We start from the raw sequence: 23351 nt of genomic DNA on the forward strand, positions 1-23351 counted from the left end.
TGGGGACTGCTGGGCGGAACCCGCGGGGCGCGGGGTCAGCCCTTCTCGGTGACGCCGGCGGAGTCGAAGGTGGCTACATCGTGCATCGCCCGGGCGGCACTCTGCACCAGCGGGAGGGCCAGCAGGGCGCCGGTCCCCTCGCCGAGCCGCAGGTCGAGGTCGATCAGCGGCCGCAGACCGAGCTTGGCGAGCGCGGCCTGGTGGCCGGGCTCGGCCGAGCGGTGACCCGCGATGCAGGCGGCGAGCACCTCGGGGGCGATCGCCTTGGCGGCCAGCGCGGCCGAGCCGGCGATCACACCGTCCAGGATGACGGGCGTGCGCAACGACGCGGCGCCGAGCAGGAAGCCGGCGATCGCGGCGTGCTCCAGACCGCCGACGGCCGCCAGCACGCCGATCGGGTCGGTCGCGTCGGGCCGGTGCAGCTCCAGGGCGCGGCGGATCACCTCCACCTTGCGGGCGTGCGTCTCGTCGTCGATGCCGGTGCCGCGGCCGGTGACCTCGGTCGGGTCGACACCGGTGAAGACGGAGATCAGGGCGGCCGAGGCGGTGGTGTTGGCGATTCCCATGTCGCCGGTGATCAGGATCTTGTTGCCGGCCGCGACCAGGTCGCGGGCGGTCTCGATGCCGATCTCCAGCGCCTTGAGCGCCTCCTCCCGGGTCATCGCCGGGCCCTGCGTCATGTCGTCGGTGCCCGCCTTGACCTTGCGCGGCAGCAGCCCGGTGGTGCGGCCCTGCTGGATCGCCTCCGGCAGGTCGGCCTTGACGCCGACGTCGACCACGCAGACCTCGGCGCCGACCTGGGCGGCGAAGGCGTTGACCACCGCTCCCCCGGCCAGGAAGTTGGCCACCATCTGGGCGGTGACCTCCTGCGGCCAGGGGGTGACGCCCTGGGCGTGCACGCCGTGGTCGCCCGCGAAGATCGCCACGCAGGCGGGCTCCGGGATCGGCGGCGGGCACTTCCGGGACAGGCCGCTGAGCTGGGCGGAGATGATCTCCAGCATGCCCAGCGAGCCGGCCGGCTTGGTCATCCGCTTCTGCCGGTCCCAGGCCAGGCCGAGCGCCTTGGCATCCAGCGGGCGGATGGTGCGCAGCGTCTCGGAGAGCACGCTGTGCGGCTCCTCGCCGGGCAGCGCCCGGTTGCCGTACTGCTCCTCGTGCACCACCCAGGAGAGCGGGCGCTTCTTGGCCCAGCCCTGCTGCTGCAGCTCGGGCTCGTCCGGGAAGGCGTCGACGTAGCCGACGCAGAGGTAGGCGACGACGTCCAGGTGCTCGGGCAGGCCGAGCTCGCGGACCATCTCCTCCTCGTCGAAGAAGCTCACCCAGCCGACGCCCAGGCCCTCGGCGCGGGCGGCCAGCCAGAGGTTCTCGACCGCGAGGGCGGCGGAGTACGGGGCCATCTGGGGCTGCGTGTGCCGGCCCAGGGTGTGCCGGCCGCCGCGGGTGCGGTCGGCGGTGACCACGATGTTGACCGGGGTGTCGAGGATGGCCTCGATCTTGATTTCCTTGAACTGCTTGGCCCGCGCCTTGGGCAGCGAGTCGGCGAAGACCTCGCGCTGGCGCTCGGCCAGGGCGTGCATCTTGCGCCGGGTCTCGGCGGAGCGGATCACCACGAAGTCCCAGGGCTGCGAGTAGCCGACGCTGGGGGCGGTGTGGGCGGCCTCCAGGACGCGCAGCAGGACCTCGTGCGGGACGGGGTCGGAGCGGAAGCCGTTGCGGATGTCGCGGCGCTCGCGCATCACCTGATGGACGGCCTCGCGCATCGGGTCGTCGTAGCCGGGGGCCGCCGGGGGGCGGGGGGCGGGGGGCTCGACCGGCTCGGGCTCGGCGGCGGTCGGCTCGGGCTCGACGGCGGCGGGCGGCTCGGCCGCGGGCGCGGTCGGTTCGGCCGCGGGCGCGGTCGGTTCGGGCTCGGCGGTCGGTTCGGCCGGGGCGTCGACCGGGGTGGCCGCGTCGGCGCCGGCGAGCTCGGGCTGCTCCTCGGCGGTGGGCGCGGGCTCGGCGGCGGCCGGGGTGGGCGCAGCGGTGGTGGGCTCGGCGGTCGCGTCGGCAGTCACGTCCGCGGCCGCGTCGTCGATCGCGGCGGCCTCGGCTGACGGGGCGTCGGCGGCGTCGGCCGCTATCGCCGGGGTGGCTACGGCCTCGGGGGCCGGGGCCGGCGCGGGAGCCTGCGGGGCGGCCTCGACGGTGGCCTGGACCCCGGATGCCAGGACCTCGGGTGCCTGCGCCTCGGCGGGCTGGGGCTCGGCGGGCTGGGGCTCGGCGGGCTGGGGCTCCAGGTCGCGGACCGCGAGGCCGAGCGGGGCGGGGTCGGCCAGGAAGGCGGCGATCCGGCGCGGGTGGGCGGCGGGCGCGGGAGCGAGGGGGCCGGCGGCTTCGGCGGCGGGCGCCTCAACGGGAGCGACCGTCTCGGCGACCTGCTCGACGGCCGGGGCCTGGGCCTGGACCGCCTCGACGACCTCCGCCACCTCCATGGCCTCGACGACCTCGACGACCTGGGCCGAGGGCGCGCCGTCGGGCGCCGGGGCCTGGGCGGCGGGCACCTCGACGGGAGCGGACTCCACGGGAGCCGCCTCCACGGGGGCCGCCTCGGCGACCTGTGCCTCGGAGGGCGCGACGGCCTCCGGGACAGCCGGAGCGGCCTCGGGCTGTGGTGCGGGCACGGCGGACTGCGGCTCGCTCGCGGCCGACTGGGCCGGGATCACCACGGCCTCGGTGAGCTGGTCGGTGTGCTGCTCGGCGGGGGCGGGCGCGGCCACCGCCACCGGTGCGACCGGCACCGCGACCGGGATGCCGTGCGGCGGGGTGCCGCCCGGCTCGGAGGGGCCGCGGTCGGCGAGCGAGCGGACCGGGACCTGACCGGTCATCACCGAGGGGTCCGGGATCGGCGGTCCGGCGTGCAGCGGGCGACGCGACGGCGAGGCGGCGGCCGCCTGCGGCTGCTGGGGCGAGGCGACGGCGGTCGGCGGGACGGCGACGGGAGCGGCGGGAACCGCCTGCGCCACCGGCACCTCGATCGGCGCGGGGGTCGCGGGCGCTGCCGCGGGGGCCGCCTCCACCACCGGTACGAGCGGGTCCAGCGGCGGCCAGGAGGGCTCCACCGGCAGACCGGCCGGCGGCTGCGCGCCGGCCTCGACCGGCGCGGCCATGGGCTGCGACGCCGCCACGGGCTGTACGAAGCCGGGCGCAGGGGCGAGGCCCTGGACCACGGGCGGCACGGCGGGCTGCGGCACCACGGGCGGGGCCACCGGCTGCACCGGCGGCACGCCGGCCGACGGGAAGGCCACCGAGCCGTCCACCGCCGCGTACACCGGCGCGGCCGGGTAGCCGGGGGTGCCCTGCGGCGCGAGCGCCTCACCGAGCGGAACCACCGGCGCGGTGGACGCGTCGCTCCAGGAGCCCTGCGGCCCCGGCATCAGGAGCACGTCGTCCTCGTCGTCGATGAAGGTGTAGCCAGGACCGGGCAGGCCCACGGGTACGGCCTGGCCGACGAGGTCGGTGCCCCACCCGCCACCTCCCTGCGCCGGATCGGTACCGGTCTCGGGGAGCAGGTGCTCCGGCAGTCCCTCGTTGGGGACGTGACCGCCGTCGGTCATGTCAACACTCCTTCCAGGCCGCTTCCGCGTCCTTGGCGGCCCGGTCGCCGACCGAGGCGCACCGCCCGCTCCGGGTCCAAGCCGCGTGCCGGCCCACCCCACAGTCCAACCTGCCGGCTGTCGCGCGCGGTGCGCGGCAGCCGTGGGCCGCCCGGTGCTGACGGCGTCCGGTGCGGCTCGCCCGCCCCGAGCGGGACAGTCGGGCACCGTGCGCCGTCACCTGAACTAACGACGGCCCGGGGCAACCGGCACGACCAGCCCGGGCCCCGGGTCATTCTCCCGGTCGGGCGAGCGTCAGTCGAATGCCCACACAACGATCTCCGTGTGGGTTGCACCACGTCGGCGCCCCACCGCGCCAGGATCCTGTCGAAGATCCCGAGCGTCGGTCGGATCGTCAGACTACCGGCCCGGACGGACAGGTCAGCGGCGCGGTGTCCGGTTCATCCGGATTTGCCAGGGCGTCTGCTGGCGAGTTCTCAGCTGGCGGATGCTCAGACCGCCCACCGTTCGCCGGCCGGTCTCAGCCGAGCGGCTCCGCCCAGAGCACCAGACTGCTCTCCCCCGCGCCGATCACCAGGCCGCCGTCGGCGGTGAGCGGCGCGGACTGCAGGATGGCGCCCTCCACGTGGTAGCCCGCCGCCTCGACCACGCCGCGGATCGCCTCCGCCTCGGCGAGCGTGCGGGCCGGCGCCACCAGGCGCCCCGGACGGCGGGTCAGCACCGCCGCCACCACCTCGGCGCCGCCGCGCTCGACCACCACGACGTCGGGTTCGGCCAGCCCGCCGAGCACCTCGGGCGCACCGCCGGCGGCCGTCTCCACCTCCACGCCGTACCGGCGCGCGTTGACGGCGATCCGCGCGCAGGCCGCCGCGTCCGCCTCCACCGCGACCACCGCCGCGCCGAAGCGCGCGGTCTCCACGGCGAGTGCCCCGCTGCCCGCGCCCACGCACCAGACCAGGTCACCGGGCCCCGGACCGAGGCGGGCCAGGATCACCGCGCGGGTCTGCGCCGAGAGGGTCCGCGCGCTCTCGCCGTCGTAGGCGTCGCCGGGCAGCGCCCAGCCGCGCTCGGGGCCCGGGTAGCCGACCGGGCGCCCGGCCAGCCAGCCGGAGGGCCGGTCCACGGCCTGCGTCTGGGCGTTGCCGCCGATCACCAGCACCACGTTCGGGTCGCGCCAGTCGTGGTCGGGGACCCGGTCGGAGGTCAGCACGGTGACGTCCTCGTCGGCGGTGCCGAGCGCCTCGCAGACCACGAAGGTGCGGTGCACCCCGCGCAGCATCAGGGCCAGTTCGCTGGGCCCGGCGTCGGGGCTGGTCAGCACCGCGACCTTGGGGTGGGCGCGGCAGACGTTGGCCGCCTTGCGCAGCCGGCCGCCGTGCGTGCTCACCACCTGGGCGTCCTCCCAGGGCATCCCGGCCCGGGCGAAGGCGGCGGCGACCGAGGAGACGGCCGGCAGCACCTCCAACTCCAGGCCGTACTCCGGGCGGCGCAGGGTCCGCACCACGCCGAAGAAGCCGGGGTCACCCTCGGCGACCACCACCACCGCGCCACGGTGCTCGGCGATCCTGCGGGCCGCCAGTTCGACGCTGCCGAGCGCGATCCGCTCGGCGGCGGCCGGCACCGGCAGCGCGTTGAGCTGGTACGGCGCCCCCGCCACCAGGGTGGCCGCGCCGAGCGCGGCGGCGGCGGCCGCCGTCAGCGGCGTGCCGTCCCACCCGATGACCGTGATCCGGTCAGCCATCGCGGCTGCTCTCCCTCGACTCCCACCTCACGACCGGGCCGCGGCGCGGACGTTCGCGCGCTCGGGCCCCTGGGTCGGCCGGTGGCACGCGGGCGTCAGGTGCACCCACCCCCGCCGCTGCGGCCATCCGTCCAGGAGAGGAGGTTACCTGGTGGGCCCGGGTTTCCAGGCCGCCGCCCTGGAGCCCTCGTCAGCCATGGCGCACCGCGGCGAACGGGGCGCGGTGAACGGGCGCGGGTTCGAGGTCCTCCGGGAGCAGGCTCCAGAGGATCAGGTCGCTGCGGCTCTCCTCGCCGGCCGAGCCGACCTCGCCGGTGCGCACTATCCAGGCGCTGCGCAGCACGCCCTCGCTGATGCAGCCGATCTTCTGGGCGACCTGCTGGGCGGCGGTGTTGCCGGCCGCGGTGCGCAGCTCCAGGCGGTGGAAGCCGCGGTCCTCGAAGAGCCACTGGGCGACGCCGAGCAGCGCCTCCACCGCGTAGCCCTCGCCGCGGGCCCACGACGCGGTGACGTAGGCGGTCTCGGTGCTGAGCAACCGCCAGTCGGTGTGCCGTAGTTCGACCAGCCCGACCAGCCGCTGGGTGAGGTGCTCGGTGACGGCGAAGGCGATCCCGCGCCCCTCGGCGCGCTGCGCGGGCGCCCACCGGCGCACCCAGCGCAGCGCGTGCCCGCGGGTGAAGGGCTGCGGGACGTCGGTCCAGCTCAGCACCAGGTCGTCGGCCATCATGGCGACCAGCTCGGGCACGTCGCCCTCCTCCAGAGGGCGCAGCAGCAGCCGTTCGGTGCTGATCGCGGTCTCGGGGAAGCTCGCTGGCATACCGTCTCTCCTCGCCGGGTCGTGGACCCACGGTACGCCCCGCGCGCGCCGGGCGTCGCCGGGGGTCGACGGAGCGTCAGGTGGCAGCGCACGCGCCGGGCCCCGCCGCGTGCGCGACGGGGCCCGGGGGCCGGCTACCGGCGGTGAGCCAGGTTTCAGAACGCCGGTCAGGACGCCGGTCAGAACGCCGGGATGACCGAGCCCTGGAAGGTGTCGTCGATGTACTTCTTCACCTCGGGCGAGTGCAGCAGCTGGGCGAGCTTCTGCACGCGCGGGTCGTTCTCGTGGCCCTTCTTGACCGCGAGCACGTTGGCGTAGGGGTTGCCGTCGGCCTTCTCCAGCAGGATCGCGTCGGTGGCGGGCTTGAGGCCGGCGCCCAGCGCGTTGTTGCCGTTGATCACCGAGGCGTCCACGTCGTCCAGCGCGCGCGGCAGCTGGGCGGCGTCCAGCTCCTTGAACTTGAGGTGCTTCGGGTTGCTCGCGATGTCCTGGACGGTGGCGGTGGTGCCGGCCCCGGCCTTGAGGGTGATCACCTGGTTGTCGGCGAGCAGCTTGAGCGCGCGGCCCTCGTTGGTGGCGTCGTTGGGGACCGCGACCGAGGCGCCGTCCGCCAGGTCGGCGACCTTCTTGACCTTCTTCGAGTAGACGCCCAGCGGCTCCAGGTGGACCGGCTCGACCGGCACGATGTCGGTGCCGTGGGTCTTGTTGAAGTCGGTCAGGTAGGGGACGTGCTGGAAGAAGTTGGCGTCGGCGGAGCCGTCCTGCACGGCGGGGTTCTGCAGGGTGTAGTCCGAGACCTCCTTGACCGTCAGCTTGAGCCCCGCCTTGGCGGCCAGGTTGTCCTTGATGTAGTCGAGGATCTGGGCGTGGGGGGTGGGGCTGGCGACCACGACGAGCGGCTTGTCCGCGTTGTTGGAGGAGTTCGAGGAGCCGCTCTTGCCGGAGGAGGAGCAGGCCGCGACCGACAGGGCGAGGCCGGCGGTGACGATCAGGGCGGTGGACTTCAGGACGGTACGCACGAAAAGTGCCTTTCTCCGTTGTGGGGAGTCAGCCGCACACCCGGGGGTTCGGGGAGCGGAAGTCTTCGGTTGGGGGTCAGCGCGCGGGGGTCAGCGCGGGGGTCAGCGCTTGAGGCGGCGGACGGCGAGGTCGCCGAGCAGCTGGACCAGGGTGACCAGGAGGACCAGCTCGATCACGATGACGATCATGAAGTTGGTCTCGAAGCGCATGTAGCCGTAGGTGATGGCCAGGTTGCCCAGGCCGCCGCCGCCGACCGTCCCGGCCATCGCCGAGTAGCCGACCAGCGCGATCACCGTGGTGGTCAGCGCGGCGAGCAGGGCGGGCAGCGCCTCGGGCAGCAGGACCTTGCGGACCACGGCCCAGGTGCCGCCGCCCATCGCGTGCACGGCCTCGACCAGGCCGCCGTCCACGCCACGCACCGCGCTCTCCACCAGCCGGGCGTAGAACGGGATGGCGCCCACGGCCAGCGGCACGGTGGCCGCCTGCCAGCCGATCGAGGTGCCGACCACCCAGCGGGTGAACGGGATCAGCGCGACCAGCAGGATCACGAAGGGCAGCGAGCGCCCGACGTTGACGACCGCGCCGACCACCTTGTTGACCACGGCGTTGCGCAGCGGGCCGCCCTTGTCGGTGAGCACCAGCAGCACCCCGAGCGGCAGGCCGACCAGCAGCGTGACCAGAGTGGCGATGCCGACCATCTGCAGGGTCTCGATGGTCGCGTCGTGCAGCAGCGGCTGCATGTCGTCCCAGTTCATGCCACAACTCCGTCCGGGCTGATCAGATCCACCTGCAGGCCCTGCTCGCGCAGGTAGCCGATCGGCACCACGTTGTCCTGGTGGGGGCCGGGCAGCTCGACCCGCATCCGGCCGACCTGGCGGCCGCCGATGGTCTCCACCGCGGCGCCCAGGATGTTCAGGTCGATCTGGTAGGTCCTGGCCAGCTGGGAGATGAAGGGCCGGCCGGCGGTGTCGCCCTGGAAGGTGATCTCCAGCACGGTCGAGCCCGGGGTGGCGGCGCGGGAGGCGGGGGTGTCGGTGCCGGGGGTGCCGGTGCCCGGGGTGCCGTGGTCGCCGGTGCCGTGGTCGCCGAGCGGGAAGAGCTCCCGGGCCAGCTGGGAGCCGTCGGTGGCGAGCAGGTCGGCGAGCGTGCCGGACTCGACGATCCGCCCGTCGCGCATCAGCGCGGCCGAGTCGCAGACCGACTTGATCACCTCCATCTCGTGGGTGATCAGCAGCACGGTCAGGCCCAGCTGCCGGTTGAGGTCGCGCAGCAGTGCCAGGATCGAGCGGGTGGTCTCCGGGTCGAGCGCCGAGGTGGCCTCGTCGGAGAGCAGCACCTTGGGGTCGCCGGCCAGGGCGCGGGCGATGCCGACCCGCTGCTTCTGGCCACCGGAGAGCTGGCTCGGGTAGGCGCCGGCCTTGTCGGCGAGGCCGACCAGCTCCAGCAGCTCGCCCGCCTTGCGGCGGCGCTCGGCGCGGCCCAGGCCGGTGAGCTCCAGCGGCAGCTCGACGTTGGCCCGCACGGTGCGCGAGGAGAGCAGGTTGAAGTGCTGGAAGACCATGCCGATCCGGGCGCGGGCGGCGCGCAGCTCGCGCCCGGCCCGGTGGTCGCCGCCGGGCAGCGCGGTCAGCTCGACCCCGTCCACCGTGACGGTGCCGGAGCTGGGGCGCTCCAGCATGTTGACGCAGCGGATCAGCGTGCTCTTGCCCGCTCCTGAGGTGCCGACGACGCCGTACACCTCGCCCTCGCGGACGTGCAGGTCGACGCCGCGCAGGGCGCTGACCTCGCGGCCACGTGAGGTGTAGACCTTGGTGAGGTCCTTGGTGGTGATCACAGCTGCTTCCGTGGGTCGGGGTCTGGTGAGCGGTGCGCACAGTCCGGAATCCGGACATGACCGCGCGTGCGGCAGGCCGGAAGCCGGGGTGTGGCGAAGTGTGGCGAGGTGTGGCGGGGTGAGCCGGACTCGACCGGAAGTGCCGCAGGGCCCGTACGGGGCCGACCGAGCGGTCAGCTGGGGGCGGCGGATCGAGTGGCTGGGCGGACGGCGGCCCGCGGGGCGAGAGGCCCGATCAGCAGTGACACATTCGACAACACATGCCACGCACACCTGCCGGCATGGTGCCGGTGGCGGTGGTCTTCGTCGTCGCAGTCATGAAAGTAAGTAAAGCAGATCCCAAGGCCACGTCCCAGAAATCAGGATGTGATGTCCGCAATGCGGACACGGCCCAGGCGCCGCAAGGGCTGAAGCAGAACGGCCCCACCGGGAATGGTGGGGCCGTTCGATGTGGAGCGAGGCGGAGCGGTGTGGAGCGAGGCGGAGCGGTGTGGAACGGGTCGGACGGTGGCCGGCGGGCGGGTCAGACGGCGGTGGCCAGCGGGACCTCGACCGGCTTCTCCAGGGTCACGAAGCTCAGGTCGCGGCTGACCGACCGCACGCCGATCTGCTGGTAGCCCTGGCGCGCGTAGAGCCGCAGGTTGCCCAGGCTGCGGTGGCCGGTGAAGAGGCGGAAGGCGCGCACCGGGCGGTCGTCCTGCTGCAGCCGCTCCTCGACCGCCTGCAGCAGACGGCCGCCGAGGCCGTGCCGCTGCATCCGGGGGTGCACCACCAGGCGGCTTATCCGGCCGACGCCGTCCTCGTCGATCCAGCCGCGCACCGAACCGACCACCTCGTCGCCGAGCCGGGCGACCAGCACGTGGCGGCCGGCCAGCTCCTCGCGCAGCTCCTCCAGGGTCTGGGTCAGCGGTTCGATGGACCAGTCGCTGTAGAGCTCGGCCTCGGTCTGGTAGCCGAGGTACTGGAGTTTGAGGATCTGCTCGGTGTCCTGCTCGGTCGCCAGCGAGATGATCACGCTCATGCCCATGTGCGGGGGCCTCCCATCGTCAATACCCGGGGCGCAGGGTGAGGGTTTCGCACCGGGTGGCCTGCCGGAGGTCGATCCGGCCGGGGATCGTCCCTGACCGGAGGTAGTGCAGGACCGTATCAGCCGAACCGGAGATACGTTCGCCAGCGCTCTACCCAGCCTTCAGCTGTTCTCAACCCACCGGTGGTTCCGGGTGGCGGAAATCACGCGGAAATATCACCCGATGAAGGGTTTCTGACGACGGTCGGTGTCGGCGCGGTCAGCGGGCGGCCCAGGCCCGCTGCACCGTCAGGTCCGCCTTGACCTCGGCCAGCTGGACGGCGACCGCGCTCGGCGCGGTGCCGCCGCGGCCGTCCCGGGCGCCGATCGCACCGTGCATGCTGAGCACCTCGCGCACCTGCGGCGTCAGGTGCTCGGAGATCTCGGCGAACTGCTGGTCGCTCAGGTCCCAGAGCTCGATGCCCTGGCCCTCGCAGACCTTGACGCAGGCGCCCGCGACCTCGTGCGCGACCCGGAACGGGACCCCGCGCTTGACCAGCCACTCGGCGATGTCGGTGGCCAGCGAGAACCCGGCCGGGGCCAGCTCCTCCAGCCGCTCGCGGTGGACCGTCAGGGTGGCCATCATCCCGGTGAAGGCCGGCAGCAGGACCTCCAGGGTGTCGCAGGAGTCGAAGACCGGCTCCTTGTCCTCCTGCAGATCGCGGTTGTAGGCCAGCGGGAGCGCCTTGAGGGTGGCCAGCAGGCCGGTGAGGTTGCCGATCAGCCGGCCGGACTTGCCCCGGGCCAACTCGGCGATGTCCGGGTTCTTCTTCTGCGGCATGATCGAGGAGCCGGTGGAGAAGGCGTCGTGCAGTGTGATGAAGCCGAACTCCTTGGTGTTCCAGATGATCACCTCCTCCGCGATCCGGGAGAGGTTGATGCCGATCATCGCGGTGACGAAGGCGAACTCGGCGACGAAGTCGCGCGAGGCGGTGCCGTCGATCGAGTTGCCCGCCGAGCCGCCCTCGAAGCCCAGCTCGGCGGCGACCGCCCGCGGGTCCAGGCCCAGCGAGGAGCCGGCCAGCGCGCCGGAGCCGTACGGGGAGACGGCGGTGCGTGCGTCCCACTGGCGCAGCCGCTCGGCGTCCCGGCCCAGCGCCTGCACGTGGGCCAGGACGTGGTGGGCGAAGAGCACCGGCTGCGCGTGCTGCAGGTGGGTGCGGCCGGGCATCGCGGTGTCCGGGTGCGCCTCGGCCAGGCCGACCAGCGCCTCCTGGAGGTCCAGCACCAGGCCGCCGATGGTCCTGGCGTGGTCGCGCAGGTACATCCGGAAGAGCGTGGCGATCTGGTCGTTGCGCGAGCGGCCGGCCCGCAGCTTGCCGCCGAGGTCCGCCCCGAGCCGCTCCAGCAGGCCGCGCTCCAGCGCGGTGTGCACGTCCTCGTCGGCGATGGTGCCGGTGAACGCGCCCGACTCGACATCGGCCAGCAGCTGCTCCAACCCGGCCAGCATGGCGGTGAGTTCATCGTCGGTCAGCAGCTTCGCGGCGTGCAGCGCGCGGGCGTGCGCCTTGGAGCCGGCGATGTCGTAGGGGGCGAGCCTCCAGTCGAAGTGGACCGAGGCGGAGAGCTTGGCCAGCGCCTCGGAGGGGCCGTCGGCGAAGCGCGCGCCCCAGAGGCGGACGTCTGCGGTCTGGTGGGACGACATCGCGTGGGCTCCTTGCTGGATTTCTCGGGTCTGCGGGGGGTGCAGGGTCTGCGGGGGGTGCAGGGTCTGCGGAGGGTGAGGGCGAGCCCCGGCCGAGGGAGGTCGGCCGGGGCTCGGGGGGCTTGCTGGACCGGCGGGAGATCAGGCCAGGTCGCGGCGGGCGGCGATCTTCGAGGACATCCCGAAGATCTCGATGAAGCCCTTGGACATCGACTGGTCGAAGGTGTCGCCGGTGTCGTAGGTGGCCAGGTTGAAGTCGTAGAGCGACTGCCCCGACTTGCGCCCGTCGACCACGGCCCGGCCGCCGTGCAGCACCATCCGGATCTCGCCGGTCACGTGCTGGTTGGCCTCGTTGACGAAGCCGTCCAGCGCGCGCTTCAGCGGCGAGAACCAGAGGCCGTCGTAGACCAGTTCGGCCCAGCGCTGCTCGACCTGCCGCTTGTAGCGGGCCAGTTCGCGCTCGACCGTGACGTTCTCCAGCGCCTGGTGGGCGGTGATCAGCGCGATCGCGCCCGGGGCCTCGTAGATCTCCCGGGACTTGATGCCGACCAGCCGGTCCTCGACCATGTCGAGGCGGCCGATGCCCTGGGCGCCGGCCCGCTTGTTCAGCTCCTCGATCGCCTGCAGGACCGTCACCTTGCGACCGTCGACGGCGACCGGGACGCCCGCCTCGAAGGTGATCACGACCTGGTCCGCCTCGCGCGCGGTGGCCGGGTTCTGGGTGTACTCGTAGACGTCCTCGATCGGGGCGTTCCAGATGTCCTCCAGGAAGCCGGTCTCGACGGCCCGCCCGAAGACGTTCTGGTCGATCGAGTACGGGTTCTTCTTGGTGGTGACGATCGGGAGGTTCTTCGCCTCGGCGAAGGCGATCGCCTTGTCCCGGGTCATCGCGTAGTCGCGCACCGGGGCGATGCACTTCAGGCTCGGCGCCAGCGAGTTGATGCCGACCTCGAAGCGGACCTGGTCGTTGCCCTTGCCGGTGCAGCCGTGCGCGACGGTGGTGGCGCCGTGCTTCCGCGCGGCGGCGACCAGGTGCTTGACGATCACCGGGCGGGAGAGTGCCGAGACCAGCGGGTACTGGCCCTGGTAGAGCGCGTTGGCCTTCAGGGCCGGGAGGCAGTACTCGTCGGCGAACTCCTCGCGGGCGTCGGCGACCTCGGCCTCGACCGCGCCGCAGTCCAGCGCGCGCTGACGGATCACGTCCAGGTCCTCGCCGCCCTGGCCGACGTCGACCGCGACGGCGATGACCTCGGCGCCGGTCTCCTCGGCGATCCAGCCGATGCAGACGGACGTGTCCAGACCGCCCGAGTAGGCGAGTACGACGCGCTCGGTCACGGCTTTCTCCTTCTTCGGTGGCTCATGGGTGGCTCATGGGCGGCCCATGCGGTGGTAGGCATAAGTATGCACGACTCCGTATGAAACTCAAAGTCCGGACACGGCGCTAGGTGGTCGGCACCGGCGGGCGGCGGCCCGAGCGGCGCAGCACCGTCCGGCCGGCGAGCACCGCTCCGGCCGTGCCGAGCAGGCCGGCGGCGCCGGCGAGGAGGGCGGCGGTGCGGTAGCTGTCCGGGGCGGCGACGCTCCAGCCGATGAACGGGAGGGCGACGCCCAGGGTGCTCAGGGCGCCGACACCGAGCAGCGACCAGTGCTCGCCCAGGGTCAGCCGCTCGGGCCCGACCGTGGCCAGCACGACGGCCAGCACCGAGGGCAGGCCGAGCACGATGATCGGCAGGCCGGTCCCCGGGGCGGGGTCGCCCGCGCCGTCCCGGGCGAGGAGGATCAGCAGGATCCAGCCGGACGCGGCCGCCAGTCGGACGACCACCACCGCCAGGCGGCGCCGGATCGCCATCGCGTAGCCGAGCACGGTGCACGCGGTGCCGACCGCGAGCGCCAGGCCGAGCTCACTGTTGATGTCGGAGAGGAAGCCGGTCAGCGGCGCCTGGCCGGCGAAGTCGCCGTCCAGTCCGGCCCACCCCTGCCGCTGCCAGCGTCCGGCGGGGTCGCGGACCAGCAGCCCGTCCCTGTCCATGGCGACGAGCACCGCGTACCCCCCGGCCCGCGGCACCACCGCCACGGAGGTGGCGGGCTGGGCCCCGGCCGGATCCTCGTCGAAGAAGTCGTCCCGGCGCTGGAAGAGCGCGCGGCCGGGCGAGAGCTGCCAGGCGGCGTTCCAGTGCGTGCCGCCGTCCGTCGTCTCCTCGACCCGGGGTGCGCCGGTGGCGCGGAAGCAGTGGGCGGGGGCACCGGGGACGCAGGCCGTGCGCTGCGGGGTGAACGGGAGGGGCGCGGGCGGCTGCCAGCCCGTCCCGCCCGCCGGCGGGGTCCGGTCCTGGCCCTCCCAGTTCAGGCCACCGTCCGTACTGCGGTACAGCCAGCTGTCGGTGGACACCAGCAGGGTGCCGTCGGCCGTGCCCACCTGCGCGGCCTGCCAGGACCCGTCCTCACCCGAGGCGCAGACGGTCAGCACCATCAGCGGCAGCAGCACCGTGATCCTGACGGTCCGCCACTGCGGGCGGCGGGCACGGGCCCTGGTCCAGAGCCACCAGGCGAGCCCCAGGCCCGGCAGCGCCGCCAGGTCGGTCGGATCGCGCAGCACGGTGGACGGACCGCCGACCACGCTCCACGCCTGCGAGGCCAGCGCGGCCCCGGTGGCGGTGCACTTGACCAGCGTGAAGCCGAGGCCGGTGAGGGTGAGGGCCGCCGCGGCGAGCCGGTCCGCGTGACGCCGGGCGACCAGCGGCGCGAGGGCCAGGGCCAGCAGCGGCGGGGCCACCAGCAAGCCGGCGCCATCGCTCAGCTTGCCGGTGATCAAGCCTGGGGCGGCCCGCTTGAGCAGGTGATCGTTGACCACCAGCAGCAGGGCCGCCAGGACGGTGCCGGGGTGGGCCGACCACGCCGCCACCGTCCCTGCGCTGGTGGTGTTCTCATATCTGATCCGCACGGGCAGCAGTACTAGCAGTCGATGTGACGAACCACCAGGCCCGATGGGAATCGTTACCAGGCGATCGACAGCTCCTTCAGGCCGTAGATCAGCGCGTCGGTGCGGAACCGGACCTCGTCGAAGGGCAGCGCGAGGCGCAGCCCCGGCAGCCGGCGCAGCAGCGTCGACAGCGCGAGCTGCAGCTCGACCCGGGCCAGCGGCTGGCCCAGGCACTGGTGCACGCCGAAGCCGAAGGCCAGGTGGCGGCGGGCGTCGCGGGCCACGTCCAGCTCCTCGCCGCCGGGGAACTGCACCCCGTCGCGGTTGGCGGTGGAGAGCATCAGCAGCACGCCCTCGCCCGCCCGGACCACCAGGCCCTCGCTCAGCTCGACGTCCTCCAGCGCCACCCGGGGCAGGCCGGAACCCACGATGCTGAGGTACCGCAGCAGCTCCTCGACGGCACCGTTGATCAGCTCGGGCTCGGCCCGCAGCCGCTCCAGCTGCGCCGGGTTGTGCAGCAGGGCGAGCGTGGAGAGCGAGGTCATGTTGGCCGTCGTCTCGTGCCCGGCGATCAGCAGCAGCACGCCGTTGTTGGCCACCTCGTGGGCCGTCAGGTCGTCCCGGGCGGCGAGCTTGGCCAGGATGCCCTCGGACCCGGCCCGCCCATCGGCGGTCAACCGGGTCAGGTAGTCGAGCAGGTCCTCGAAGGCCGCGCTCACCTCCTCCGGCGGCAGGGTGCTGTTCAGCAGGCGTGAGCTGCGGGCCTGGAAGAACTCGTGGTCCGCGTACGGCACGCCGAGCAGGTCGCAGATCACCAGGGACGGGACGGGCAGCGCGAACTCGGCGACCAGGTCGGCGGGCGAGCCGTGCGCGATCATGGTGTCCAGCTGCTGGTCGACGATCCGCTGGATCCCCGGGCGCATCGCCTCGACCCGCTTGATCAGGAAGTCGCCGGTGAGCATCTTGCGCAGCCGGGAGTGCTCGGGGTCGTCCATCCGGATGAAGCTCGGGTTGTCCCGCCGCAGCGCCTGGGCGGGGAACGGCAGCGGGAAGGCGGGGTTGCGGGTGTCGGCGCTGAACCGGCGGTCACTCAGGACGGTGCGCACGTCCTGATACCCGGTCAGCATCCAGCAGGGCCTGCCGTCCCAGAGGGCGATCCTGGTGGCGGCACGACGGTAGGCGGGCGGCGGGTCGAAGGGGCAGGCGCTCTCGCGCGGCGCCGGGAAGCTGATGTCGTCGACGACGCTCATGCCTCGACCCCCGCCACCTGCTCGGTCTCCCGCTGGTCCGCCGGCCCGGCCGTGACGGTGATGGCACCGCCCGGGCAGAGCGCGGCGGCGGTGCGCAGCTTGGGGAGGAGGGCGGGATCCGGGTGGTCCTGGAGCAGCAGGACCACGCCGTCGTCCTCGCTCTGGTCGAAGACGTCGGGGGCGGTCAGCACACACTGGCCGGAGCTGCAGCAGCGATCCTGATCGACAGTCACGTGCATGGCGGGACCTCGTTGGGCGCGAAGATGGGCCGGTTGCCTCAGGCAACCAACGTTCCGTGCTGCCAAACTAACCCGCTGTTGTGATGCACACGCCCGACCGAAGCGAGGTCGGTGCAGAATGGCCGGATCCCGCCCCTGCGCGCACCGTCCCGCGCCACCGCACGGCGCCGGCTCGCACCCGGCGCGGCAGTGCTACGCGCGCTCGGTGCGGGCCTGCGCCAGCTGCATCAGGTGGTCCGCCAGTGCCTGGCCGCCGGACGGGTCCCGGCTGATCAGCAGCACCGTGTCGTCGCCCGCGATGGTGCCGATGATCTCGTGCACCTCGGCGGTGTCGATCGCCGAGGCGAGGAACTGCGCCGCCCCCGGCGGGGTGCGCAGCACCACCAGGTTGCCCGAGGCGGTGGCCGAGACCATCAGCTCCCCCGCCAGCCGGGCCATCCGGCCCTCGCTGGCCGACTCCCCCATCGGCGCGCGCGGCGTGCGGTCGCCGCCCTCGGCCGGGACGGCGTAGATCAGCGCGCCGTCCCGGTTGCGGATCTTCACCGCGCCCAGCTCGTCCAGGTCCCGGGAGAGCGTGGCCTGGGTGACCACCAGCCCGTCGTCCGCCAGCAGCTTGGCCAGCTGGCTCTGGGAGCGCACGGGCTGACGGGTCAGCAGGTCCACGATCCGCCGGTGGCGCGCGGTGCGGGTCTGCGGGACCTGCGGGACCGGGCCGGTGGCGGACGGCTCGGACAGCTGCTCGGCGGGCTGGTCGGTCGGCTGCTCGGGCGGCCGGCCGGAGGGGGACACGGTCATGATGATGATTCTCCCGGACTACCCTCGCGCCTGCGCGGCCGGGTCGTCCTGCCGGGCCCCGGCCACCTGCTCGTCCGTCCGCGCCGTCTCCTGTGCCGCCTCCTGTGCCGTGTCCCGCGCCGTCTCCCGTGCCGTCTCCCGGACCTCGGCCAGGATCGCCGGCAGCGCGGCGAGGAAGGTGTCGGCCTGCGCCTCGGTGAGGATCAGCGGCGGGACCAGCCGGACGGCGTCCGGCACCGCGGCGTTCACCAGGAACCCGGCCCGCTGGGCGGCCGCCTGCACCTGGGCGGCGAGCGGCTCGGTGAGCACGATGCCCAGCAGCAGGCCGGCCCCGCGCACGTGCGAGACGAGCGGGTCGCCCAGCGCCTCGACACCGGAGCGCAGCCGTTCGCCGACCGCGCGCACCTGGGCCAGCAGCCCCTGGGAGCCGATGGTGTCGAGCACCGCGAGGGCGGCCGCCGCGACCACCGGGTTGCCGCCGAAGGTGGTGCCGTGCTGACCGGGCTGGAGCAGCTCCGCCGCCGCGCCGTAGGCGATCACGGCGCCGATCGGCAGGCCGCCGCCCAGGCCCTTGGCCAGCGTGATGACGTCCGGCTCGACGCCGGGCTCGGCCTGGTGGGCGAACCAGTGGCCGGTGCGACCGATGCCGGTCTGGATCTCGTCCAGGATCAGCAGGGCGCCGCTGGCCCGGGTGATCTCGCGGGCGGCCCGCAGGTAGCCGGGCGGCAGCGGGATCGCGCCGTTCTCGCCCTGGATCGGCTCCAGCACCACGGCCGCGGTCCGCGTGGTGACGGCCGCGCGCAGCGCCTCGACGTCACCGAAGGGCACGTGGGTCACCTCGCCGGGCAGCGGCAGGAACGGCGTCTGCTTGGCGGGCTGGCCGGTGAGCGCGAGGGCGCCCATGGTGCGGCCGTGGAAGGCGCCCTCCAGGGCCACCACGTGGGTCCGGCCGGTGAGCCGGCTGATCTTGAAGGCGGCCTCGTTCGCCTCGGTGCCCGAGTTGCAGAAGAAGACCCGGCCCGGGCGCTCGTCCAGCGCGAGCAGCCGCTCGGCCAGCGCGATGGTGGGCTCGGCGGTGAACAGGTTGGAGACGTGGCCCAACCGGCCGATCTGCTCGGTCACCGCGGCGACGATCGCCGGGTGCGCGGTGCCCAGCGCGTTGACCGCGATGCCGCCGACCAGGTCGAGGTACTCGTTGCCGTCCGCGTCCTGGAGCAGCGCGCCGGCGCCGTGCGCCAGGGGGAGGCGGGGGGTGCCGTAGTTGTTGGTGAAGACGTTTTGGTAACGCTTCGTCAGTTCGTCGTTGCCATGGGCAAGTTCGCCGGTCATGCCAGTCCCCCCAGAACGGTGCTCTCGTCGTCCGGCACCACCATGGTGCCGATCCCCTCGTCGGTGAAGATCTCCAGCAGCAGGCTGTGCTGGACCCGGCCGTCCAGCACCCGCGCGGTGCCGACGCCGGAGCGGACCGCGCGCAGGCAGCCCTCCATCTTGGGCAGCATGCCGCTGGCCAGGTCGGGCAGTATGGCCTCCAGCTCGGTCGCCGAGAGCTGGCTGATCACGTCGTCGGAGTTCGGCCAGTCGGCGTAGAGGCCCTCGACGTCGGTGAGCACCACCAGCATCTCCGCACCGAGCGAGGCCGCCAGGGCGGCGGCGGCGGTGTCCGCGTTGATGTTGTAGACGTGGCCGTCGTCGCCGCGCGCGATCGAGGAGATCACCGGGATCCGGCCGTCGGCGATCAGCGCCTTCACCGCGCCCGCCTCGATGTTGACGATGTCGCCGACCAGGCCGATGTCCACCTGCTCGCCGTCCACCACCGCGTAGCGCTTGACGGCGGTCATGGTGTGCGCGTCCTCGCCGGTCATCCCGACCGCGAACGGGCCGTGCTCGTTGAGCAGTCCGACCAGCTCGCGCTGGACCTGGCCGGCCAGCACCATCCGGACCACGTCCATGGTCTCGGGCGTGGTGACCCGCAGCCCGTTGGTGAAGGAGGACTCCAGGCCGAGCTTCTCCAACTGGGCGCTGATCTGCGGACCGCCGCCGTGCACGACAACCGGATGCAGTCCGGCGTAGCGCAGGAAGACCACGTCCTGGGCGAAGGCCGACTTGAGCGACTCGTCGACCATGGCGTTGCCGCCGAACTTGATCACCACGGTCTTGCCGTGGAACCGCTCCAGCCAGGGCAGCGCCTCGATGAGGGTGAGCGCCTTGGGCAACGCGGTGTTGTTGCGGGCCTGTTCGCCCTTGGGTGCGATCTGCACGGTCTCGGTCCCCCGGGATCAGGTGGAGTAGGCGCTGTTCTCGTGGACGTAGTCGGCGGTGAGGTCGTTGGTCCAGACCGTGGCCTCGGCACCGCCCGCGTTCAGGTTCGCGGTGATGACGACCTCGCGCTCGGCCATCGTCACCAGGGCGCGGTCCTCGCCGACCGAGCCGCCGCGGCAGACCCAGACGCCGTTGATCGCCACGTCCAGCCGGTCCGGGTCGAAGGCGGCGTCGGTGGTGCCGATCGCCGCCAGCACCCGGCCCCAGTTGGGGTCCTCGCCGTGGATGGCGCACTTGAGGAGGTTGTTGCGGGCGATGGTCCGGGCGACGGTGACGGCCTCGTCCTCGGTGGCGGCGCCGGTCACCTCGACCCGGATGTCCTTGCTCGCCCCCTCGGCGTCGCCGACCAACTGGCGGGCCAGGTCGGCGCAGACCTGCTGGACGGCCGCGGCGAACTCGGCTTCGGCGGGCGTGACCTCGCACGCGCCGGAGGCGAGCAGCAGGACGGTGTCGTTGGTCGACATGCAGCCGTCGGAGTCGACCCGGTCGAAGGTGGTGCGGGTGGCGGCGCGCAGCGCCCGGTCCAACTGCCCTGCGGGCACGACCGCGTCGGTGGTGAGCACCACCAGCATGGTGGCCAGGCCGGGGGCGAGCATGCCCGCGCCCTTGGCCATCCCGCCCACCGTCCAGCCGGCCCCGCTCGTCACGGCGGCCGTCTTGTGCACCGTGTCGGTGGTCTTGATGGCGATCGCCGCCGCGGCGCCGCCGTCCGCGCTGAGCTCCTTGACCGCGAGCCCGACGCCGGGCAGCAGCAGGTCCATCGGCAGCCGCTCGCCGATCAGCCCGGTCGAGCAGACCGCCACCTCACCGGCGCTGACGGCCAGTTCGGCGCCGACCCGCTCGGCGGTGGCGTGCGTGTCCTGGAACCCGGCCGGACCGGTGCAGGCGTTGGCACCACCGGAGTTGAGGATGACGGCGGCCAACCGGCCACCCGTCAGCACCTGCTGGGACCAGAGCACCGGAGCGGCCTTGACCCGGTTGCCGGTGAAGATGCCGGCCGCGGCGAAGTGCGGCCCGTCGTTGACGACGAGCGCGAGGTCCGGGGTGCCGGAGGCCTTGATCCCGGCCGTGACACCGGCGGCCCGAAAGCCCCGGGCGGCCGTGACGCCGATGTTCTGACTGCTGCTCAAGGCGCGACTCCGTTCAGCGGAAGACCCAGCTCCTCGGGCAGGCCGAGGGCGATGTTCATGCTCTGCACCGCGCCACCGGCGGTGCCCTTCACCAGGTTGTCGATCGCGCTGATCGCGATGATCCGCCCGGCCTGCTCGTCCAGCACCACCTGGACCAGCGCGGTGTTGGCGCCGTGGACCGACTTGGTCTGCGGCCACTGCAGTTCGGGCAGCAGGTGGACGAACGGCTCGTCCGCGTAGGCGGCTTCGTACGCGGCCCGGACGTCCCCCGCGGTGACACCCGGCTTGGCCTTGGCCGAGCAGGTGGCCAGGATGCCCCGGGACATCGGCACCAGCATCGGGGTGAAGGAGATGCCCACCGGCTCGCCCGCCACCGGGCTGAGGTTCTGCGCCATCTCCGGCGTGTGCCGGTGCACCCCGCCGACCCCGTACGGGGTGACCGAGCCCATCACCTCACTGCCCAGCAGGTTCACCTTGGGCGCCTTGCCGGCCCCCGAGGTCCCGCTGGCCGCGACGATCACGGCCTCCGGCTCGGCCAGCCGCGCCGCGTACGCCGGGAAGAGCGCGAGCGAGACGGCGGTCGGGTAGCACCCGGGCACCGCGATCCGCTTGCTGCCCTTCAGCGCCGCCCGGTGCCCCGGCAGCTCGGGCAGCCCGTAGGGCCAGGTCCCGGCGTGCGCGGAGCCGTAGAACCGCTCCCAGTCCGCCGCGTCCTTGAGCCGGAAGTCCGCCCCGCAGTCGATCACCAGCACGTCGTCGCCGAGCGCCGCCGCCACCGCGGCCGACTGCCCGTGCGGCAGCCCCAGGAAGACCACGTCGTGCCCCGCCAGCACCTCGGGTGTCGTCTCCTCCAGCACCCGCCCGGCCAGCGGCACCAGGTGCGGCTGCAACTCGCCGAGCTTCGTCCCGGCGTTCGACCCGCCGGTCAGCGCCCCGATCTCGATCTCGGGATGCGAGAGCAGCAGGCGCAGCACCTCGCCACCCGCATACCCGCTGGCTCCGGCAACGGCGACTCGCAAGGCCATGACTGCGTCCTCCCTTAGGCTTGGCATGAATATACGCAGCTCGGAACATTCATGCAAGGAGGTCGGCGTGCTCGGCCGAGACCGCTGATGTGACTGAGCGCTTCAGTTGGCGAGCGAGTGCTTCATTTGGCGAGCTGAGCGTTCAGCGTCGATCGTGGCAGCCAGACGGTCGGCATACTCAGTCAGGGCTTCGCCAAGGAGGGTGAAGTGTGGGGAAACGCCAGGATTGGCCAATAGAGACCACATCGTGTTTCGGCGTGTTTCCCAGTATTGCCGGGTCCGGATCGCCTGAGCGGTCTCCAACGGGCGGGGAGCGAAGAGATGCTCGCCTTGGGTGATACGAGTCCAGACGAAGATGGACGCGACGTGGCGCTTGAGGTCGTCGTAACGCGGTTCGACGGTCCCGGTCTGCGGGATGCTGGCCGTGAGGTCGTCCCAGGTCCGCTGGTCGAGGTGCCAATCCTTGAGCGCTTCGCGACGGTGCTGGTAGTCGACCAGCCACGCGACTGTGGCGTCGAGGCCGATCGCAAGGTCGCGCAGGGCGTTCTCGAACTCGAACACGTCGAGCTTGGCGTGGGCCCACCGCTGAACGCCCCCTGAAGCCCGTCGGGGTGCTTCGATCCCCAAGTACTCGGCCGCCTCGTCGAGGGAGCCTTGCGCGGTCAGTTGTGCCAGCCTGACCGAGGCTGTTCGACGCAGAAGCCGCTCGCTGATGCCCTCGCAGCGGCGAAAGTGCTCGTCGAGCCAGAGCTTGGGCAGATACGCAGGGACATGCTCAGGAGCGAATCCGCCATGGCCCGCGCTTTGCGGGAGCGTGTCGCGCCTGTGGGAGCCATGGACGGCGTGGGTGAGCGGGGCGACAGCTTGGGAGAACCGGCTGGAGCACGGGGCCGCCTGCCGGATGAAGTGCTCGGACCAGACAGCTCTGCGGCCCTGCGTCCGGTCAGACAGGACAAGCGGACCCAGCGTGGCCGCCAGGTCTTCACTGTCGAGTACTGCGGCGGCGATCTCCAGTAGAGCCGCCGCCTCAGTGGCGTCGACGGGTAGTGCGGTGAAGCGCTGGAACCAGTGATTGGAGCCTAGTTGAGCGGCACGTCGGCGTAGGAAGCTGTTGACGGTGTGGGCGGCGAGTCGCGGTGCGAGGGACTCGGCGAGCGGCCAGGTCACACAGATCAGCGAGGTGACGAGCTGCAGGTCTGTGAAGTATTCGGCTGCTTCGCGCGGGGAAGTCTCCGCACCGAGGCAGCGAAGCATGCGGGCTTGAAGCGCCATGTCCCGACCCATCAGGGTCGGCGCGGTGAGCGACGGCCGACGATCGAGTCTGCCGCCGCAAGCGGGATCGGTGCGGCTGCGTTCTCCCTCGGCGCCGGGTAGTGAGTTCCGGCACTGGAGCGGGTGGAGACTGGGATCACCGGCTCTGGCAAGGAGGCGGCCTCCACCGTCGCCGCTGATCGGTCGGCGGCAGTCAAAGCACTGGTGCCGCAGGTAACAGCGGTGTTCGAGGCAAGCGAAGACCACGGGAAGCTGCCAGATCTTCTTCCAACTACCGCCGTGCGCATCCTGGATCGGTGATCCGCCACCAGCAAGGCAATCAGGGCAGTAGCGAGATGAGTTTTGAAAGAGCCAGGTCTCGCTGGGCCGCCGCCCGACGACGGATGCACTCATGGCGCGTGTGACCGGCGGGTACCGGCCGTTGAAGCAGGCCAGCGTCAGAGCGGTGACCTCCTCGAGGCTCAGACGGGTTGTGCGGGCGAACTCGGCCGCGATGTCGTCGGACATGGCGATAGACAGGCCCGCGTTCGAGTAGTTGGGGCTGCGAGGACCGGTGAGACCGGTGCGGTACATCAGCCAGCCCGGTGGGACGTTGAGCCGGTGCGACAAGCGCAGCACATATCCAGCCACCGACTCGTCTGGCAATGGATCCAAGCTGCGTGGCAGCGGCGCGGTCGCCACTGCG

18 protein-coding genes are annotated in these 23351 nt (G+C 72.8%); all 18 read right to left on the bottom strand.

Going from position 1 to position 23351, the window contains the following annotated elements; genetic code table 11:
• Positions 1 to 35: 35 nt before the first annotated feature.
• The 18 genes from cobT to OG455_RS06590 all read right to left on the bottom strand — a co-directional run bounded on the left by cobT (position 36) and on the right by OG455_RS06590 (position 23347).
• A complete protein-coding gene (cobT, locus tag OG455_RS06505) occupies positions 36 to 3593 on the bottom strand; it encodes a nicotinate-nucleotide--dimethylbenzimidazole phosphoribosyltransferase (protein WP_266291144.1) in 3558 nt (1185 codons plus the stop codon).
• A gap of 520 nt (positions 3594 to 4113) precedes the next feature.
• On the bottom strand, positions 4114 to 5334 hold the full coding sequence (gene cbiE / locus OG455_RS06510; protein WP_266291146.1) for a precorrin-6y C5,15-methyltransferase (decarboxylating) subunit CbiE: 1221 nt from the start codon (positions 5332 to 5334) through the stop codon (positions 4114 to 4116).
• Positions 5335 to 5524: 190 nt separating this feature from the next.
• A complete protein-coding gene (locus OG455_RS06515; RefSeq protein ID WP_266291148.1) occupies positions 5525 to 6151 on the bottom strand; it encodes a GNAT family N-acetyltransferase in 627 nt (208 codons plus the stop codon).
• A gap of 179 nt (positions 6152 to 6330) precedes the next feature.
• Complete coding sequence (locus tag OG455_RS06520; RefSeq protein WP_266291150.1) at positions 6331 to 7170, bottom strand: MetQ/NlpA family ABC transporter substrate-binding protein; 840 nt, start codon at positions 7168 to 7170, stop codon at positions 6331 to 6333.
• Between the two features lie 102 nt (positions 7171 to 7272).
• The gene (locus tag OG455_RS06525; RefSeq protein WP_266291152.1) at positions 7273 to 7926 is read right to left on the bottom strand and encodes a methionine ABC transporter permease; all 654 of its coding nucleotides are present in this window, start codon (positions 7924 to 7926) and stop codon (positions 7273 to 7275) included.
• Positions 7923 to 9005: a methionine ABC transporter ATP-binding protein gene (locus tag OG455_RS06530; RefSeq protein ID WP_266291154.1), complete on the bottom strand. Its 1083-nt coding sequence runs from the start codon at positions 9003 to 9005 to the stop codon at positions 7923 to 7925. Before OG455_RS06530 ends, OG455_RS06525 begins: the two co-directional genes overlap by 4 nt.
• Positions 9006 to 9528: 523 nt before the next feature.
• Positions 9529 to 10032 carry a GNAT family N-acetyltransferase gene (locus OG455_RS06535; RefSeq protein WP_266291156.1) on the bottom strand — a complete coding sequence of 168 codons (504 nt, stop codon included), beginning with the start codon at positions 10030 to 10032 and terminating at the stop codon, positions 9529 to 9531.
• Positions 10033 to 10291: 259 nt separating this feature from the next.
• Entirely contained in the window at positions 10292 to 11716 is a 1425-nt protein-coding gene (argH, locus tag OG455_RS06540; protein ID WP_266291158.1) for an argininosuccinate lyase, read from the bottom strand.
• Between the two features lie 141 nt (positions 11717 to 11857).
• Complete coding sequence (locus tag OG455_RS06545) at positions 11858 to 13051, bottom strand: argininosuccinate synthase (protein ID WP_266291160.1); 1194 nt, start codon at positions 13049 to 13051, stop codon at positions 11858 to 11860.
• Between the two features lie 106 nt (positions 13052 to 13157).
• Positions 13158 to 14657 carry a hypothetical protein gene (locus tag OG455_RS06550; protein ID WP_266291162.1) on the bottom strand — a complete coding sequence of 500 codons (1500 nt, stop codon included), beginning with the start codon at positions 14655 to 14657 and terminating at the stop codon, positions 13158 to 13160.
• Between the two features lie 53 nt (positions 14658 to 14710).
• Positions 14711 to 15886, bottom strand: coding sequence for a cytochrome P450 (locus OG455_RS06555; protein ID WP_266291164.1), 1176 nt, complete (start codon positions 15884 to 15886; stop codon positions 14711 to 14713).
• A complete protein-coding gene (locus tag OG455_RS06560; RefSeq protein ID WP_266291166.1) occupies positions 15883 to 16125 on the bottom strand; it encodes a ferredoxin in 243 nt (80 codons plus the stop codon). The genes OG455_RS06555 and OG455_RS06560 overlap by 4 nt, the downstream gene beginning before the upstream one ends.
• A 192-nt stretch (positions 16126 to 16317) precedes the next feature.
• The gene (locus tag OG455_RS06565) at positions 16318 to 16920 is read right to left on the bottom strand and encodes an arginine repressor (RefSeq protein ID WP_266291168.1); all 603 of its coding nucleotides are present in this window, start codon (positions 16918 to 16920) and stop codon (positions 16318 to 16320) included.
• Positions 16921 to 16938: 18 nt separating this feature from the next.
• The gene (locus OG455_RS06570; protein WP_266291170.1) at positions 16939 to 18249 is read right to left on the bottom strand and encodes an acetylornithine transaminase; all 1311 of its coding nucleotides are present in this window, start codon (positions 18247 to 18249) and stop codon (positions 16939 to 16941) included.
• Positions 18246 to 19178 carry an acetylglutamate kinase gene (gene argB / locus OG455_RS06575; RefSeq protein WP_266291172.1) on the bottom strand — a complete coding sequence of 311 codons (933 nt, stop codon included), beginning with the start codon at positions 19176 to 19178 and terminating at the stop codon, positions 18246 to 18248. Before argB ends, OG455_RS06570 begins: the two co-directional genes overlap by 4 nt.
• 18 nt (positions 19179 to 19196) lie before the next feature.
• On the bottom strand, positions 19197 to 20351 hold the full coding sequence (gene argJ / locus OG455_RS06580; protein ID WP_266300674.1) for a bifunctional glutamate N-acetyltransferase/amino-acid acetyltransferase ArgJ: 1155 nt from the start codon (positions 20349 to 20351) through the stop codon (positions 19197 to 19199).
• A 14-nt stretch (positions 20352 to 20365) separates the two neighbouring features.
• Positions 20366 to 21394 (bottom strand): N-acetyl-gamma-glutamyl-phosphate reductase, encoded by a 1029-nt coding sequence (gene argC / locus OG455_RS06585; RefSeq protein ID WP_266291174.1) that lies wholly within the window; start codon positions 21392 to 21394, stop codon positions 20366 to 20368.
• 102 nt (positions 21395 to 21496) lie between these two features.
• Positions 21497 to 23347 (bottom strand): TniQ family protein, encoded by a 1851-nt coding sequence (locus OG455_RS06590; protein ID WP_266291176.1) that lies wholly within the window; start codon positions 23345 to 23347, stop codon positions 21497 to 21499.
• Positions 23348 to 23351 lie beyond the last annotated feature (4 nt).

It is taken from the genome of Kitasatospora sp. NBC_01287 (genome assembly GCF_026340565.1).
Classification (GTDB): Bacteria; Actinomycetota; Actinomycetes; order Streptomycetales; family Streptomycetaceae; genus Kitasatospora.